Raw genomic sequence first — 13,299 nt, 5'->3', positions numbered from 1 at the left:
GCCCGGCCCGGCACCGGTCGCCGTAGCCCGCGTAACGGCCTGGAGTGGGCAGACGGTCGCGCGGACTCTCGGGGACTTCGCGTCACACGTACTAAATCTGGCGCGCTGGGCGAACGAGGTCGCGCCTGCGGTGCGTGAAGCGGTCGTCAGGGAGTCCGTCTGAGCAGGGTCCGGCGCAGCGCCCCCGGCGGCATCCCGGTCTCCGCGGAGATCGCCCGGGTCATGTGCGCCTGATCGGCGAACCCGGTCCGCGCCGCCACCGACGCGAGGCCACCGCCGCCGTCCAGCTCGTCGAGGGCGGCCCGGACCCGTAACCGCCGCCGGTACGCCCGCAACGTGTCCCCGGTCGCCAGCCGGAACGCGCGGGACAGGTGCCACGGCGACCACCCCACCGCGGCGGCGAGCGCTGTCAGGTCGAGCGCCGGGTCGGCGTGCACCAGCTCGCGAACATCCTCCACCACCGGATGCGGCAGCGCGGGGACCGGAAGCAGCGAACCCACGAGCTCCGCGACCAGCTCGTTGCGCTCCACCGCCCGGAGAAGGCGGCGGTGGAGCAGATCCGCGGCGCTCGTCACCCGTACCAAATGGGTCGGAAATTGATCGGCGATCTCCTCGGGAAGGCCGATCGCGGTGCAGACGTCGCCGCCGGCCGGGTGCGCCACCTGCTGGACCTCCCCGGGATGCTGCACATATCCGGTGGTGACGTCGGCGAGGCGGGCCCGCCCGTTCACCCGGCGCACGAATCGGCCGCGGCGCACCAGCACCAGCGCCGGCCGGGTGACGGCTTCCTCGGCGCTCCAGCGACCGGCGCCGGCGCAGCGCACCACCGTCAGCATCCCGCCAGCGTAATGACAACAACGTTCAAGACGTGCTCCGGAAGACCGCGCAGGCTCCTCGCATGACTTTTGCGACAGCGTTGAGCGCGACCGGGCCGAGCCCGGACGAGGACATGGATCTGTACGGGCGTCTGACCGGCACCTGGGACGTCGCGAACCGCTACCGGAACGACGACGGCGACTGGGTCGCGGGAACCGCGGTGTGGACGTTCGGCTGGGTGCTGGCCGGCCGCGCCGTGCAGGACGTCATGTGGTTCACCGATCCCGGCCCGGACGGCTTCCCGGTCGCCACGACGGGCAGCACCATGCGTCTGAAAGCGGCGGAGAGCGACGCCTGGCACGTGGTCTGGTTCTCGCCGTATGGACGAACCGTGACGCTGACCGGCAGACCCGGCGACGGCGGCGACATCGTCCAGGAGGGTGAGCGCCGGGACGGCACCCCGGTCCGCTGGCTCTTCACCGAGATGACCCCGACGAGTTTCCGCTGGCTGGGCTATACCCGCCGCGCCGAAGAGGAGCCCTGGGAGCTGGAGCAGGAGATGCTGGCACGCCGCCGGCCTTGACAGGTGACCAAATGGTCACATAACTTTGCGTCATGACGGACGACGACCGGGTGTTCGACGACCGGGTCTTCAAAGCCTTGGCCGACCCGAGCCGCCGCTTCCTGCTCGATCTGCTCTTCGCGCGTGACGGCCGCACGCTCACCGAGCTGGAGTCGGAGCTTTCGATGACGCGGTTCGGCGTCGCCAAACACCTGCGGGTGCTGGAGGAGGCGGGTCTCGTCGTCGTGCGTCGCTCCGGCCGGGAGAAATTGCACTACCTCAATCCCGTGCCGATCCGGCAGATCCACGACCGGTGGATCGACAAGTACACCGAGCACCAGGTCACGGCACTGATCGACCTCAAACGACAGCTGGAGGAAGAGCCATGAGCACGACGCAGGTCTACCGCATCTGGATCAAGTCGACGCCGGAGAAGATCTGGGCCGCCATCACCGACCCGGAGTGGAACACGCGTTACGGCTACGCCGCGCCCCAGTTCTACGAGCTGCACAAAGGCGGGCGTTTCCACTCCATCGCCTCGCAGGAGATGAAGGACTACGCGGCAGCCAACAACTTCACCATGGAGGACACCATCGCGGACGGCGAGATCCTCGAGGTGGATCCGCCGCGCCGCCTGGTGCAGACCTGGCGGATGCTGATGGACCCGACGACCGCCGCCGAGCCTTTCACCACGCTCACCTACGACATCGAGGACTCCGGTCCCGGCGTCTGCCGGCTCACCGTCACGCACGAGCTGACCGGCGCGCCCGCGCACGCCGCGCTCGTTCAGGGCACCACCGAGCCGGGCGCCGAGGGCGGCGGCGGCTGGGCCTGGGTGCTCAGCGACCTGAAGTCGCTGCTGGAGACGGGTGCCACGCTGGCCGCCTGAGCCCGGAACGGCAGAGATGAAGGCGCACCGAAGCGGTCCGTGTACTTCCGTCCTTGCCAGAGCAGGGACGGAAGTACACGGGGACACTGTGTGTGCCGTCATCTCGGCCGGGCCGCCGGACGACCAGCCGCGCCGGGCGACCAGCCGCGCCGGACGACCAGCGGCTCAGCCCACGTAACGGCGAGCCGTGGAGCGGCGCTGGGTCTCGTCCAGGACGCGCAGTCGCGCCTCCACCACCGGCGGCCGGGGCCTGCGGTTCGCCACCAGCCAGCCGATGCCCCGGAGCGCGTCGAGGGCGCCGAGCAGTGACGTGCGATCCCGCGGCACGCTGCCGGCCAGGAAGAGCGTGCGGCGCAGGGCCGGCCCGAGCGGGCGGCGCAGCCAGGTGAACCAGAGCGTGTTGCGTACGCCCACCCGGCGCCGATGCGTGGCGTCACGCAGCTGCGACGCCCGGTGGTGCACGGTCAGCTCCTCCAAATAACAGATCTCCCAGCCGGCACTGAGCAGGTCGGTGGCGAGCAACTCCTCCTCCCCGCCCAGCCAGAGCCGCTCGCTGAACCCGCCGACCTGCTCGAACGCGTCCCGCCGCAGCACCGAGGCGCCGGCCAGGAAGCTGCCGAGGGCCGGCCCCGGCAGCCAGTCCGGGCCGGGAACCGGGGAGTCCCGCAGCTCGGCCACGATCGGGTCCTCGACGCCGGACGGCTCGACCACGATCCGCGCGTTCACCAGCGCGAGGCCGGGGCACGCGTCGAGCGCGTCGGCGGCCGTGGACAGCGACCCGGGACCCCACCAGGTGTCGTCGTCACAGAAGGCCACGTACGGGGTGCGTAGCCGCCGTACCCCGATGTTGCGGCCCACCGCTCCCAGGTTCTCGCTCAGCGCCACCACCTCGACCGCGGGAAAGCGGTCCCGGACCGCGTCCGCTGTCCCGTCCGTCGAGCCGTTGTCGACGAGCACGACATGTGGCTGTTCCGGCAACTCCAGAAGCCGCTCCACACAGGCCAGCGCCTCGTCGCGCCGTTCCCACGTGATCACCACGACACCCACCCGTGAATCCCCCATGGGCGGCCGGTTACCCCGCATCCGGTTATTCGCACCTGATCCGGGAAAGCGGGTGTCAACCGAACACCTGCGAAGGAGGCGACCGTGGATCCGCGCAACCAGTACCCGAAGCCCGAGCTCGACGGCGGTGACCTGACACCACCGGGGCTCACCACCGAGATGCCGGATCGGCCCGATCACGGCGAGGAGACGTACCGGGGCACCGGCCGGCTCACCGGGCGGAAGGCGATCATCACGGGTGGCGACTCCGGGATCGGGCGGGCGGTCGCGATCGCCTACGCCCGGGAGGGCGCGGACGTGCTGATCTCCTACCTGCCGGAGGAGGAGTCGGACGCCCGGGACACGGCCGGCTGGATCGAGAAGGCCGGGCGCAAGGCGGTGACCGTGCCGGGCGACATCCGCGACGAGGCGCACTGCCGGGCGATCGTGGACCGGGCGGTCAGCGAGCTCGGTGGCGTCGACATCCTGGTGAACAACGCCGCGTACCAGATGGCCCAGCCCGGTGGGATCACCGACATCACCGACGAGCAGTTCGACCGGGTCATGAAGACCAACCTGTACGCGATGTTCTGGCTCTGCCGGGCTGCCGTGCCGCACCTGCGGCCCGGGTCCACCATCATCAACACCGCGTCGGTGCAGGCTTACCTCTCGTCGAGCGCCCTGCTCGACTACGCCACCACCAAGGGCGGCATCGTGGCGTTCACCAAGGCGCTCGCCGAGGACCTGGCGGACAAGGGTGTCCGGGTCAACGCTGTCGCGCCCGGCCCGATCTGGACGCCGCTGATCCCGGCCACCATGCCCGAGGAGAAGGTCAAGTCGTTCGGCGGGGACACCCCGCTCGGCCGGGCCGGACAGCCGGCCGAGCTGGCTCCCGCTTACGTCTATTTCGCGAGCCCGGAGTCGAGTTACACCACCGGCGAGGTGCTCGGCATCACCGGCGGCAAACCCGTGAGCTGACCGTCAGGCGCCGAACAGATCGGTGACCCAGTGGAACGCGGTCATCACCCAGCCGGTCTGCTGGAGATGAGCGAGGCCGACGCCGATCAGGAAGACGCCGGCGGCCATGTGCGCGCCGCGGGCGGTGTGCCGCTGCCGGCCCAGCTGCCGCTCGAGCACGAGCCTGCCGACGAGCCGGGCCAGCGCGAACACGCCCGCGGCGACACAGAGCGACGTGATGAAGACGATGATCGGGGTGGTCCAGGATCCGTCCGAGGAGAGCACCCAGATGCCCCAGGAGACGAACGCGAAGATCAGCGGCGCGTTGCTCCACTCGCTGCCCCGGCGCAGCCGGCGGATGTGCCAGCTGAGCGGCTGCCGCTCCTGGGGCCCGTGACCGGTCTCCTCGGGCCACCCGGTGCCGGTCGGCTCGTGCTCCGCCGCGTACTGCTGGTCGGGGCGCTGCGTGACGCGCGCCCGGCCGCGGCTGAACGGTGACGGCTCGGGGGCGGCCGGATGCGCGCCGTGCGGGCCGAACGGCGGCACGGAGGCGGGGTGCGGCGCGGTGGCCGGCGACTGGGGCGCGTCCGGATGTTGAACCCGCGTGTGCTGATCCTGCGTGTGCTGGACCTGCGAGGGCTGGACCGGCGCGTGCTGGACCGGCGGATGCTGAACCTGGGTGTGGTCGTGCGAGTGGGTCACAGGCGTGGTCGGCACGTCGGCCCACGGGTCCTGCGGCGGCATGTCGAGCGTCCGCTCGGACCACTGCGGTTGCTCCGGCATTGTTCCCCTCTCGGCGTGCGGTCGGCGACCGGCGTCAGTTCGAGAGTAACGAGCCAACAAATCGGTCGCCTCGGCACACAGCAGTCCGTTACACACATGCCATGGACGAAGAACTTTCGGTGCGCCCCGCCACAGCGGACGACTTCCCGGCGATCTGCGACCTGCTGGGGACGGTGTTCCACGAGGACGTCTTCCCGGATCTCGAGGCGGAGATCTACGAGACCGAGCGGTCGCTGGTCGCCGACGACGGTGGCACGGTGGTCGGGCACGCCGACGCGTTCACCCGCGATCTCACCGTGCCGGGCGCGGTGGTTCCGGCCGCGCACGTCTCCGGTGTCGGTGTGCTGCCCACCCATCGCCGTCGCGGGATCCTCACCCGGCTCATGCGTCATCAGCTGCGCGAGATCGCCGCGGCGGGTCGCGAGCCGCTCGCGGTGCTCTGGGCCAGCGAGACCAAGATCTACCCCCGCTTTGGGTACGGGCCCGCGTGCTCCCGCCTGTCCCTATCGATCATGAATCGTGAGGTACGTCTCCCCGCCCCGCCGGCCACCCCCGCCGGTCGCCTGCGGATGGCCGATCCGAAGGAGCTGCTCGCCGTCATCGGAAAGGTCTACGAGCAGCTCCGGCCGGTGAAGGTGGGCTGGTCCAGCCGGGACGACCGCTGGTGGCGGTACGTGCTGAGCGACCTGAAGGAGAAGCGGGACGGCGCCACCCCGTTGCGCGCCGTGGTGCACGACGGACCGGACGGCCCCACCGGGTACGCGTTGTGGCGCGTCAAGGACGACTGGAACGGGCACGGCCCGAACGGCGACGTGCAGGTGCGCGAGGTGGTCGCGGACGACCCGGAGACGTACCAGGCGCTCTGGCGTTTCCTGCTCGGCGTGGACCTGTCCCGGACCGTGAGCTACCGGCTCGGCGCCCTCGACGAGCCGCTGCAATATCTGGTCGACGAGCCCCGGCGGCTCGGCGCGTCGGTCGGCGACGGCCTCTGGATCCGGCTGGTCGACCTGCCGGCCGCGCTCGCTGCCCGGCGGTACGCCACCGAGGTGGACGTGGTGCTCGAGGTCTCCGACCCGATCCTGGAGCAGAACTCCGGCCGCTGGCGGCTGGTCGGCGGACCGGCCGGCGCGATCTGCTCGCGCACCGCCGAGCCGGCCGACCTGTCCTGCACCGTGACCGATCTCGGCGCTGCCTATCTCGGCTCCACCTCACTCGCCTCGCTCACGGCCGCCGGCCGGGTGCGGCAGCTGACCGGGAACGACCCGTCGATCGCGTTCGGATGGCACCGGCGGCCGAGTCCGACCGAGGTCTTCTGAGGTGGGCGGCACGGCGGTACCGTCGGCGTCATGGGACAGCCCGAACGCCGGCGCCGCCGGATCCGCCCCCCGTCGGGCTCAGCCGCGCAGACGCCCGATGCTCCGCCCGCCGAGGCGGCCGACGAGGCTGCCCCCGTTCCGAAGGCCACACCGCTCCCTGGGCCGCCACCGGTCCCGGCTCCACCAGCGGCTCCACCGGTTCCTGCGCCACCAGTCGGTTCACCGGTCCCGGCGCCACCGGCAACTCCACCGGTCCCTGCGCGACCGGCCGGTCCCGCGGTTCCGGTGCCTCCGGGCGTTCCCGGAGCGGGGACGGACGTGACCGCGCCGAAGACGCGGGGCGGCTTCCCGCGCCGGCCGGCGGCCGGGGCGGGTGGCGGTGGCCCGTCCGACGACCGCGAGGCCGAGCGTGGCCTGCGCGGTCTTGTCGGTTCCGGTTCGTCCCAGGTCAGCGTCGGCGCGGCGCTGCGCGCCCGGGACGCGTCCCGGCCCAGCGACGAGCAGGTCGCGGAGGCCGAGCGCGACCTGGTGATCGTCCGCCGCAACTGGCTGCCCCGCGAGGAACTCCCCCGCCGCTGAACCGCCCTGTCCCCGATCTTGGATAACTGACCAGCACCGTCTCGCCAAGATCGAGGCGGCGCGCGTGTCAGCTGGCGGGGAGCTCCGGCAGCTGGCGGTCCTTCTCGTAGGACGCCAGCTGGGCGATCCGGCGGGCGTGCCGGGCGTCGCCGGAGAACGGCGTGGCGATGAACGCCTCGACGAACGCGGTGGCCTCGTCGAGGGTGTGCTGCCGGGCGCCGATGGCGATCACGTTGCTGTCGTTGTGCTGCCGGGCCAGCTGAGCGATCTCGGCCTTCCAGACGAGCGCCGAACGCACGCCGGGGACCTTGTTCGCGGCGATCTGCTCGCCGTTGCCGGAGCCGCCGATCACGATGCCCAGCGAGCCCGGGTCGGCCACCACCTTGGCGCCGGTGTGGAAGCAGAACACCGGGTAGTCGTCCTCGGGGTCGTAAACGTGCGGTCCGACGTCCACCACGTCGTGCCCCTGCTTGATCAGGTGGTTCACGAGGTGAGACTTCAGCTCGAAGCCGGCGTGGTCGGAGCCCAGGTAAAGACGCATGAGAGAAGTCTTTCAGAAGGTCAGGGCGGCGCGCAGGGAGGATGCCACCTGATCCGCTGCGGCCCGGGCGGCGTCGATGGTGGCGAGTTTGCGGGCGAAGCCGTGGTTCACGCCCATGTACCGGGTGTGCACCACCGGGACGCCGGCGGCGATCAGCGCGTCGGCGTAGTCCGCGCCCTCGTCGCGCAGCGCGTCGTACTCCGCCGTGATGATCAGGGTGGACGGCATCCCGGACAGGTCGGCCACCGCGAGCGGCGACACGTCCGGGGTGAGCCGCAGCGCCGGGTCCGGCACGTACGTCTCCCAGGCCAGCTTCATCGAGGCCCGGTCCAGTCCGTACTCCCCCACCTCGTCGTAGGACTCGGCGGAGGTGAGCGGGTCGAGAGCCGGATAGATCAGCGCCTGGAAGTCGAGCGGGGTGGCGGCGTCGCGCTGCCGGCGTGCGGTGACCGTGGCGATCTGGCCGCCCGCGCTGTCCCCGCCGATCGCCAGCCGGGCGGTGTCCAGGCCCAGGCCGCCGCCCTCCTTGCGCAGGTAGGACAGGACGGTCTCGGCGTCCTCCACGGCGGCCGGGAAGACGTGCTCCGGCGCGAGCCGGTAGCCGACCGAGACCACCGCGCAGCCGGAGCGGTCGGCGACCCGGCGGCAGAACCGGTCCACGGTCTCGATGCTGCCGTAACACCAGCCGCCACCGTGCAGGTAGACCAGAACCGGGGTACCGGTCCTGGTCGCGTAGAGACGGCAGGGCACGCCGTCGGCGTCGAGGTCGGCGACGACCGGCAACGGCAGCGCCGGGCCGGTCTCCGCCTCGTTCGACTCCTCCATCGCGGCTCGCGCGGCGAGCAGCCGGGTGTAGGGGTCCGCGGCCAGTTCCTCGGCCGACGGACGCCGCCGCAGGGCCGCGGCGGCGTTCACCTGGGGGTGGAGCATCGCCGGACTCAGCCGAGCTGGGCCAGGACGAGCCCGCCGCGAGCCTTCGGGGTGAACCAGGTGCTCTTCCGCGGGAGCTTGAGCCGTTCCAGGTTGACCTCGACGAAGTCGTCGACAGTGACCGGGGCGATCAGGATGGCCAGCTCGGCGCGGCCGCTGTCGACCTCGCCGCGCAGCCACTCGACCGAGTAGTCGCCGCCGATGTAGGAGATCCGCTTGTCGCCCGGGTCGAGGCCGAGGGCGTCGCGCAGCAGAACCCGCTCGACCAGGGCGTGGTCGAGGTTCTCCACCGAGGTGCCGGCCGGATCGGCGGGCAGGCCGATCGCGAACGAGCGGCCCTGCGCGTACACCTCGATCGTGCCCTTGGCGGGCAATTGCGCTGTGCGCGGCAGTTCGGTGACTGTCGCGCCGGCCGCGCGGAGCCGCCCCAGCAGGTCGTCGAGCGACGCGGGAAGCTCGCTGATCAGGCGGTTGTAGGGCTGGATCGCGACCGACGCGGGCGTGGTCACGACGGCCAGGAAGCGCGGGATCCCACCGGTCTGCGCGGCCAGGCTGCGGTGGTTGCCGTCGGCCACCACGAGCTCGCCGCCGCCGGCCAGCGCGAGAAGCCGGTCCTGCTGCTCACCGGGGCCGAGCACCCAGATGGCGTGGGTACGGCCGGTCGCGTCCAGGTCGGTCGCGTCGGGCTCGCCGGACGTCTCGACGGCGTCGGCGAGGGCCGCGTGCAGCTCCTCGCCCTTGCCGGTCTGGAGCAGGAGCACGGGAGAGAGCAGCGTCCCGATCGCGTCGGCGAGAGCGACCCGCTCGCGGACCTTGGCGATGAACACGTCCTCGTTGCGGATCACCAGGCCGGGCTCGTCGGCGCTCGTCGAGATCTGGGTGGTCTCGACAGTGCTCCACAGCCCGTAGGCGGGCGCCTCACCGGGACCGGTGATGCGGTAGAGCACCACCACGTTCTCGGCCGGGCGGTATTTGCCCTCGGCCTTCGCGCGGTCCAGGCGGACGACGGCGTCCGGCAGGGAGTCGCTGAAGGACTTGCCGAGGGATTCCGGCGCGAGATGCGGCATCTCGACGGCCAGCGCGCTCGACGCGTTGGCCTTGATGATGTCGGTGATTTCGGCGTCGTCGGCGAACTCGTCATAATTCTGGGCCCCGGTACCGCCATTGGTGATCCAGGCCCGGCTGATCGGGTGCACGACCGTCATGGGGGGCAACTTACCCGGAGTGCCCGCGCCGGCCACCAACCGGCATCTGCTGGGGTGACCTGCTCGACGCCGGGGCAAGCGGGTTGGCCGTGACGATCACCGGAGGAGCCACCAAACCGGCTACATCCGGGGGCAGATCAGCCCAAACGCCGCGCTGGACGCCGATCGTCGACGTGGCGAAGGATTCACTGTCGGGCATCTGCGGCCTCCGGCCAGGACGAGGTGATGTACACCTCATCCAACGACCGGATGGCGTCCGGGAGTCGAGTTTTCGCCCGAACGCCACCCAATGGCAACCACGCGAGGGTGCAGTCGCGGGCTAGTCGAAGATCGGGCCCAGGTCCCGGCTGCGCTTCAGCTCGTAGAAGCCGGGCGTGCCGGCGACCAGCACCACGCCGTCCCACAGCTTGCCGGCTGCCTCGCCCTTGGGCGCCGGCGTGACCACCGGGCCGAAGAACGCGACGGTCTCGCCGGGGTTCGGGCCGGGCGCGTGGATGACCGGGGTCCCGACGTCGGTGCCGACCGGCTTCATCCCGGCATTGTGGCTCTCGCGCAGCGCCTCGTCGTACTCGGTGCTGTGCGCGGCGGCGGCGAGCGCCGGGTCGAGGCCCACCTCGGCCAGCGCCTCGGTGAACAGCTTCTCGTCGTCGATCTCGTACTTCCGCAGATGGATCCGGGTGCCGAGCGCGGTGTAGAGATCGCGCAACACCTGCGGGCCGGCCGCCTGGGCGGCGGCGATGCAGACCCGGACCGGGCCCCAGCCCTTGTCCATCATGTCGCGGTAGATCTGCGGGAGCTCGTCGCGGCCCTCGTTGAGCACGGACAGGCTCATCACGTTGAAACGGATGTCGAGTGGACGGACCTTTTCCACCTCCAGCAGCCAGCGGGAGGTCATCCAGGCCCACGGGCACAGCGGGTCGAACCACATGTCGACGGTGGCGCGTTGAGTCATGAGTTCGATGATCCTCCTTCGCGGGTGGGCGGTCGGGGTGAGTTCGGTCGCCATAGGCGCATAGGCTTCGAGGAACGAACGAAAGTCAGCTCGAAGCTCGAAGGAGAGTGCACGTGGCCGGTGTTCACAACCTGACCCAGGTCGAGGCTGCGGAGCGTAGTCGTTTGCTCGAGGTGACCGGGTATGACATCACCCTTGACCTGACCGACGGGCACGGTAACCCCGGCTCCGACACGTTCCGGTCCACCACAGTGATCACGTTCAAGTGCGCCGAGCCCGGGGCGGACACCTTCATCGAGGCCGCGGCCTCGAGGATCCACTCCGCGACGCTGAACGGCGAGCCTGTCGACGTCAGCGCCTGGACGGCCGAGAAGGGCCTGGCGCTCACCGGTCTTGCCGCCGAGAACACCCTGGTCGTCGACGGCGACTTCGGTTACTCGGCGAGCGGCCAGGGTCTGCAGCGCAGCCAGGACCCGGTCGACAAGGAGATCTACCTCTACAGCCAGTTCGAGACGGCGGACGCGCAGCGCACCTACGCCTGCTTCGACCAGCCCGACCTGAAGAGCGTCTTCACGTGGCGTGCCACGGTGCCGGCGCACTGGAAGGTCATCTCGAACATGCCAGTCGAGTCCGAGGAGACGGCCGGACCGGGCGCCAAAAAGATCCACTTCGCCACCTCGCCGCGGATGAGCACCTACATCACGGCGATCTGCGCGGGGCCGTACCATGAAGTCAGGTACTCCCACGACGGCATCGATCTGGGGTACTTCTGCCGCGCTTCCATGGCTCAGTACATGGACGCAGAGGATCTCAACCTGGTCACCACGCAGGGCTTCGACTTCTTCCACGAGCAGTTCGGGGTGCGCTACCCGCTGCCGAAGTACGACCAGCTCTGGGTGCCGGACTTCAACGCCGGCGCGATGGAGAACTTCGGCTGCGTCACGCACGCCGAGGCGCACTACATCTTCCGCTCGCAGGTCACCGACTACGAGTACGAGCAGCGCGCCAACACGATCCTGCACGAGCTCGCCCACATGTGGTTCGGCGACCTCGTCACCATGCGCTGGTGGAACGACCTGTGGCTGAACGAGTCGTTCGCCGAGTGGGCGAGCCACTGGTGCAACACGCACGCCACCCGGTTCACCGACGCCTGGTCGACGTTCCTGTCGATCCGCAAGGCCTGGGGTTACCGGCAGGACCAGCTCTCCTCCACGCACCCGGTCTACTGCGAGATGCCGGACCTGGAGGCCGTCGAGGTCAACTTCGACGGCATCACGTACGCCAAGGGCGCCAGCGTGATCAAGCAGCTGGTGGCGTACGTCGGCCTGGACCCGTTCCTCACCGGTCTGCGCGCCTACTTCGCGAAGCACGCCTGGGGCAACGCCACCTTCGACGACCTGCTCTCCGAGCTGGAGTCGGCGTCCGGCCGGGAACTGCGCAAGTTCGCCGCGCAGTGGCTGGAGACCGCGCAGGTCAACACGCTGCGCCCGGTCGTCGAGATCGACGCCGCGGGCAACTACACCAGCGTGGTCGTGCAGCAGGAGGCCCCGGCCGACTACCCGACGCTGCGCACCCACCGGATCGGCATCGGCCTGTACGACCTGGACGGCGACCGGCTGGTCCGCCGCGAGCTGGTCGAGGCGGACGTGGCCGGCGAGCGTACCGAGATCACCGCGCTCACCGGGGTGAAGGCCCCCGACCTGCTGCTCGTCAACGACGAGGACCTGACCTACGCGAAGCTGCGGCTGGACGAGCGCTCGCTCGCCACGCTCGTCGGGCACATCGCCGGGTTCGACTCGGCGCTGCCGCGGGCGCTGTGCTGGGCGGCCGCGTGGGACATGCTGCGCGACGCCGAGATGGCCGCACGGGACTACGTCGCGCTGGTCGTGGCGGGTCTGCCGGCCGAGTCCGACATCAACCTCACGACGGCCACGCTGCGGCAGGCCGGCATGGCGCTGACCAGCTTCGCCGACCCGGACTGGAACCCGACCGGCTGGAAGATGCTGGCCGGCCTGGCGCAGGAGCAGCTCGCTGCGGCCGAGCCGGGCAGCGGCTGGCAGCTCACCTGGGCGCGGGCGTTCATCACGGCGGCCCGCACGCCCGAGGAGGCCGCGGTGCTGCGTGGCTGGCTCTCCGGCGAGTCCCGTCCCGAGGGCCTGGTGGTCGACACCGAGCTGCGCTGGAGCCTGCTCCAGGGCCTCGCCGCGCTCGGCGCCGCCACGCCGGAGGAGATCGAGGAGGAGCTGGCCCGGGACCGTACCGCGAGTGGCGAGCGGGAGGCCGCGATCGCGCACGCGCTGGTGCCGACCGCCGAGAACAAGGCCCGCGTCTGGGCCGAGCTGACCGGCCAGCCGGCGCTGCCGAACTGGAAGAACCGGTCGCTGCTGCAGGGTTTCCAGAGCACTCGTCAGGTGGCGCTCACCGCCCCGTTCGCGGAGAAGTTCTTCGAGGTGGTCGGGGACGTGTGGGCGCGCTCGGACAGTGAGCCGGCGCAGGAGTTCGCCACGCTGGCGTACCCGGCGTACCAGATCAGCGAGGAGACGGTGGCGCTCACCACCGCCTGGCTGGAGCGGGACGGTCAGCCGGCGTCGCTGCGCCGCCTGGTCGCCGAGGGCCGGGACGGCATCGAGCGGGCCCTCAAGGCCCGGGCGAAGGACCGCTCCGCCGCTTGATCGTTTTACTGACGCCCCCGCTCCGCAGGCCGGAGCGGGGGCGTTTCACATGGCAT

At 70.9% G+C, this 13,299-nt stretch carries 14 protein-coding genes; 7 read left to right on the top strand and 7 right to left on the bottom strand.

All coding sequences use genetic code 11. The features are described from left to right. Nucleotides 1–146 precede the first annotated feature (146 nt). On the bottom strand, nt 147–836 hold the full coding sequence (locus AB0F72_RS18710) for an AraC family transcriptional regulator (RefSeq protein ID WP_360432384.1): 690 nt from the start codon (nt 834–836) through the stop codon (nt 147–149). Nucleotides 837–898: 62 nt separating this feature from the next. Here AB0F72_RS18710 and AB0F72_RS18705 point away from each other — a divergent pair, with 62 nt between their 5' ends. From AB0F72_RS18705 to AB0F72_RS18695, 3 genes are read left to right on the top strand one after another with little or no spacing between them, the layout of a single operon-like run. Next, entirely contained in the window at nt 899–1,399 is a 501-nt protein-coding gene (locus tag AB0F72_RS18705) for a hypothetical protein (protein WP_360432381.1), read from the top strand. Between the two features lie 32 nt (nt 1,400–1,431). Next, nucleotides 1,432–1,767 (top strand): metalloregulator ArsR/SmtB family transcription factor, encoded by a 336-nt coding sequence (locus AB0F72_RS18700; RefSeq protein WP_360432378.1) that lies wholly within the window; start codon nt 1,432–1,434, stop codon nt 1,765–1,767. Beyond that, the gene (locus AB0F72_RS18695; RefSeq protein WP_360432375.1) at nt 1,764–2,267 is read left to right on the top strand and encodes an SRPBCC domain-containing protein; all 504 of its coding nucleotides are present in this window, start codon (nt 1,764–1,766) and stop codon (nt 2,265–2,267) included. The genes AB0F72_RS18700 and AB0F72_RS18695 overlap by 4 nt, the downstream gene beginning before the upstream one ends. 165 nt (nt 2,268–2,432) lie before the next feature. Here the strand turns inward: AB0F72_RS18695 and AB0F72_RS18690 are convergent, their stop codons facing one another. After that, the gene (locus tag AB0F72_RS18690; protein ID WP_360432372.1) at nt 2,433–3,305 is read right to left on the bottom strand and encodes a glycosyltransferase; all 873 of its coding nucleotides are present in this window, start codon (nt 3,303–3,305) and stop codon (nt 2,433–2,435) included. A 108-nt stretch (nt 3,306–3,413) separates the two neighbouring features. Between AB0F72_RS18690 and AB0F72_RS18685 the strand changes: the two genes are divergently transcribed. Then, on the top strand, nt 3,414–4,286 hold the full coding sequence (locus AB0F72_RS18685; RefSeq protein WP_360432369.1) for an SDR family oxidoreductase: 873 nt from the start codon (nt 3,414–3,416) through the stop codon (nt 4,284–4,286). A 3-nt stretch (nt 4,287–4,289) separates the two neighbouring features. Here the strand turns inward: AB0F72_RS18685 and AB0F72_RS18680 are convergent, their stop codons facing one another. Further along, nucleotides 4,290–5,048 carry a DNA-directed RNA polymerase II gene (locus AB0F72_RS18680; protein WP_360432366.1) on the bottom strand — a complete coding sequence of 253 codons (759 nt, stop codon included), beginning with the start codon at nt 5,046–5,048 and terminating at the stop codon, nt 4,290–4,292. Nucleotides 5,049–5,149: 101 nt separating this feature from the next. Between AB0F72_RS18680 and AB0F72_RS18675 the strand changes: the two genes are divergently transcribed. Together AB0F72_RS18675 and AB0F72_RS18670 are read left to right on the top strand one after the other, a co-directional pair. Further along, nucleotides 5,150–6,364 (top strand): GNAT family N-acetyltransferase, encoded by a 1,215-nt coding sequence (locus AB0F72_RS18675; RefSeq protein ID WP_360432363.1) that lies wholly within the window; start codon nt 5,150–5,152, stop codon nt 6,362–6,364. A gap of 318 nt (nt 6,365–6,682) precedes the next feature. Then, a complete protein-coding gene (locus AB0F72_RS18670; protein ID WP_360432360.1) occupies nt 6,683–6,943 on the top strand; it encodes a hypothetical protein in 261 nt (86 codons plus the stop codon). A gap of 67 nt (nt 6,944–7,010) precedes the next feature. On the opposite strand, the gene AB0F72_RS18665 is transcribed toward AB0F72_RS18670, so the two are convergent. The 4 genes from AB0F72_RS18665 to AB0F72_RS18650 all read right to left on the bottom strand — a co-directional run bounded on the left by AB0F72_RS18665 (nt 7,011) and on the right by AB0F72_RS18650 (nt 10,571). Next, nucleotides 7,011–7,484 (bottom strand): ribose-5-phosphate isomerase, encoded by a 474-nt coding sequence (locus tag AB0F72_RS18665; RefSeq protein ID WP_360432357.1) that lies wholly within the window; start codon nt 7,482–7,484, stop codon nt 7,011–7,013. Between the two features lie 12 nt (nt 7,485–7,496). Then, complete coding sequence (locus AB0F72_RS18660; RefSeq protein ID WP_360432354.1) at nt 7,497–8,414, bottom strand: alpha/beta hydrolase; 918 nt, start codon at nt 8,412–8,414, stop codon at nt 7,497–7,499. 8 nt (nt 8,415–8,422) lie between these two features. Then, complete coding sequence (locus tag AB0F72_RS18655; RefSeq protein ID WP_360432351.1) at nt 8,423–9,619, bottom strand: DUF1015 family protein; 1,197 nt, start codon at nt 9,617–9,619, stop codon at nt 8,423–8,425. A gap of 319 nt (nt 9,620–9,938) precedes the next feature. Beyond that, a complete protein-coding gene (locus tag AB0F72_RS18650) occupies nt 9,939–10,571 on the bottom strand; it encodes a DsbA family protein (protein WP_360432348.1) in 633 nt (210 codons plus the stop codon). Nucleotides 10,572–10,684: 113 nt separating this feature from the next. Between AB0F72_RS18650 and pepN the strand changes: the two genes are divergently transcribed. Next, nucleotides 10,685–13,243: an aminopeptidase N gene (pepN, locus tag AB0F72_RS18645; protein WP_360432345.1), complete on the top strand. Its 2,559-nt coding sequence runs from the start codon at nt 10,685–10,687 to the stop codon at nt 13,241–13,243. Nucleotides 13,244–13,299 lie beyond the last annotated feature (56 nt).

The sequence above is a fragment of the Actinoplanes sp. NPDC023936 genome (genome assembly GCF_040639325.1).
Lineage (GTDB): Bacteria > Actinomycetota > Actinomycetes > Mycobacteriales > Micromonosporaceae > Actinoplanes.
This window is presented reverse-complemented; position numbering and strand designations above follow the sequence as displayed.